Origin of the sequence: Streptomyces sp. NPDC048696 (assembly GCF_043198895.1) — a bacterium.
Lineage (GTDB): Bacteria > Actinomycetota > Actinomycetes > Streptomycetales > Streptomycetaceae > Streptomyces.
Map to the genome: position 1 here is coordinate 1 of NZ_JBICVJ010000037.1, position 3241 is coordinate 3241.

Sequence of the window (3241 nt, forward strand, 5' to 3'; positions counted from 1 at the left end):
GAGTGCGTCGATGCCTTGGACGGCTGCGGCGAGGGCTTGGACGGTGGTCAGGCACGGGACGCTGCGGGCGACGGCGGCGGTGCGGATTTCGTAGCCGTCGAGGCGGCCGCCGGTGCCGTAGGGGGTGTTGACGATGAGGTCGACCTGGCCGTCGTGGATGAGCTGGACGATGGTCTTCTCGCCGTTCGGGCCTTCGCCTTCGCTGAGTTTGCGTACGACGGTGGCGTTGATGCCGTTGCGGCGCAGGACTTCGGCGGTGCCGGAGGTGGCCAGGAGCTCGAAGCCGTGGGCGACGAGTTCACGGGCGGGGAAGATCATGGTGCGCTTGTCGCGGTTGGCGACCGAGATGAACGCGCGTCCCTTGGTGGGCAGCGGGCCGTAGGCACCGGCCTGGGACTTGGCGTAGGCGGTGCCGAAGACCGTGTCGATGCCCATGACCTCGCCGGTGGAACGCATCTCGGGGCCCAGGACGGTGTCGACGCCGCGCCCGTGCACGTCGCGGAACCGCGACCAGGGCATGACGGCTTCCTTGACGGAGATCGGCGCGTCCAGCGGCAGCGTGCCCCCGTCCCCCGACCTGGGCAGCAGACCCTCCGCGCGCAGTTCGGCGACGGTGGCACCCAGGCTGATGCGGGCGGCCGCCTTCGCCAGCGGCACCGCGGTGGCCTTCGAGGTGAAGGGGACGGTGCGCGAGGCGCGGGGGTTGGCCTCCAGGACGTAGAGGATGTCCCCGGCCATCGCGAACTGGATGTTGATCAGACCCCGCACGCCCACCCCCTTGGCGATCGCCTCGGTCGAGGCCCGCAGGCGCTTGATGTCGAACCCGCCCAGCGTGATCGGCGGCAGCGCGCAGGCGGAGTCGCCGGAGTGGATACCGGCCTCCTCGATGTGCTCCATGACACCGCCGAGGTAGAGCTCGTTGCCGTCGTAGAGCGCGTCCACGTCGATCTCGATCGCGTCGTCGAGGAAGCGGTCCACCAGCACCGGCCGGGTCGGGGAGATCTCGGTGGACTCGGCGATATACGACTCCAGGCGGGTCTCGTCGTAGACGATCTCCATGCCGCGCCCGCCCAGCACGTAGGAGGGGCGCACCAGCACCGGGTAGCCGATCTCGTCCGCGATCGCCTTCGCGCCCGCGAAGGTGGTGGCGGTGCCGTGCTTCGGCGCGGGCAGCCCCGCCTCCGCAAGCACGCGGCCGAAGGCGCCGCGGTCCTCGGCGGCGTGGATCGCCTCCGGGGAGGTGCCCACGACGGGCACCCCGTTGTCCTTGAGTGCCTGGGCCAGGCCCAGGGGGGTCTGCCCGCCCAGCTGCACGATCACACCCGCCACGGGACCGGCGAGGGTTTCGGCGTGGACGATCTCCAGCACGTCCTCAAGGGTGAGGGGCTCGAAGTAGAGGCGGTCGGAGGTGTCGTAGTCGGTGGAGACGGTCTCCGGGTTGCAGTTGACCATCACCGTCTCGAACCCCGCGTCGCTGAGCGCGAAAGAGGCGTGGACGCAGGAGTAGTCGAACTCGATGCCCTGGCCGATCCGGTTCGGCCCCGACCCCAGGATGATCACCGCGGGCTTGGTGCGCGGGGCGACCTCCGTCTCCTCGTCGTAGGAGGAGTAGAAGTACGGGGTCTTCGCCGCGAACTCCGCGGCACACGTGTCGACGGTCTTGTAGACGGGGCGCACCCCCAGGGCGTGGCGGACCTCGCGCACCACGTCCTCGCGCAGGCCCCGGATCTGGGCGATCTGGGCGTCGGAGAAGCCGTGCCGCTTGGCCTCGGCCAACAGTTCCGGCTCCAGCTTGTCCGCGCCGGCGAGCTCGTCCGCGATCTCCTTGATCAGGAACAGCTGGTCCACGAACCACGGATCAATCCGCGTCGCCCCGAACACCTCCTCCGGGGTGGCGCCGGCACGGATCGCCTGCATGACGGTGTTGATCCGGCCGTCGGTCGGACGCACCGCCTCGGCCAGCAGAGCGGCCTTCTCGCCCGGCTCGCCCACAAAAGTGAACTGCGAGCCCTTCTTCTCCAACGACCGCAACGCCTTCTGGAGGGCCTCGGTGAAGTTCCGGCCGATCGCCATCGCCTCCCCCACCGACTTCATCGTCGTCGTCAGCGTCGAGTCGGCGGAGGGGAACTTCTCGAACGCGAAACGCGGCGCCTTCACCACCACATAGTCGAGGGTCGGCTCGAACGAGGCCGGGGTCTTCTCCGTGATGTCGTTCGGGACCTCGTCCAGCGTGTAACCGATCGCGAGCTTCGCCGCGATCTTCGCGATCGGGAAGCCGGTCGCCTTCGACGCCAGCGCCGAGGAACGCGACACACGCGGGTTCATCTCGATCACGATGACCCGCCCGTCGACGGGGTCGATCGCGAACTGGATGTTGCAGCCGCCCGTGTCGACACCGACCTCGCGGATGATCGCGATACCGATGTCCCGCAGCCGCTGGTACTCCCGGTCGGTCAGCGTCATCGCCGGAGCCACCGTGATCGAGTCACCGGTGTGCACACCCATCGGGTCGAAGTTCTCGATCGAGCACACGACCACGACGTTGTCACTCTTGTCGCGCATCAGCTCCAGCTCGTACTCCTTCCACCCCAGAATCGACTCCTCCAGGAGCACCTCGGTGGTCGGCGAGAGCGTCAGGCCCTGCCCGGCGATACGGCGCAGCTCCGCCTCGTCGTGCGCGAAACCCGAACCCGCACCACCCATCGTGAACGACGGGCGCACCACGACCGGGTAGCCGCCGAGCGTGTCGACCCCGGCGATCACCTCGTCCATGGTGTGGCAGATCACCGACCGCGCCGACTCGCCGTAGCCGATCTTCGCCTTCACGGCCTCGACGACACCCTTGAACAGGTCGCGGTCCTCGCCCTTGTTGATCGCCTCCACGTTCGCGCCGATCAGCTCGACACCGTACTTCTCCAGCACACCGTTGGCATGCATCGAGATCGCCGTGTTCAGCGCCGTCTGACCACCCAACGTGGGCAGCAGCGCGTCCGGACGCTCCTTCGCGATGATCTTCTCGACGAACTCCGGCGTGATCGGCTCCACATACGTGGCATCCGCGATCTCCGGATCCGTCATGATCGTCGCCGGGTTGGAGTTCACCAGGATCACCCGCAGACCCTCGGCCTTCAGGACCCGGCACGCCTGAGTCCCGGAATAATCGAACTCGGCAGCCTGACCGATCACGATCGGACCAGAGCCGATCACCAGAACGGACTGGATATCGGAGCGCTTAGGCACG

General features: G+C 68.1%; 1 protein-coding gene. It reads right to left on the minus strand.

The features are described 5' to 3' along the window. A partial coding sequence (gene carB, locus ACGFRG_RS36355; protein ID WP_393271039.1) for a carbamoyl-phosphate synthase large subunit occupies positions 1–3240 on the minus strand: 3240 nt, incomplete at its 3' end. Between the last annotated feature and the right edge of the window lies 1 nt (position 3241).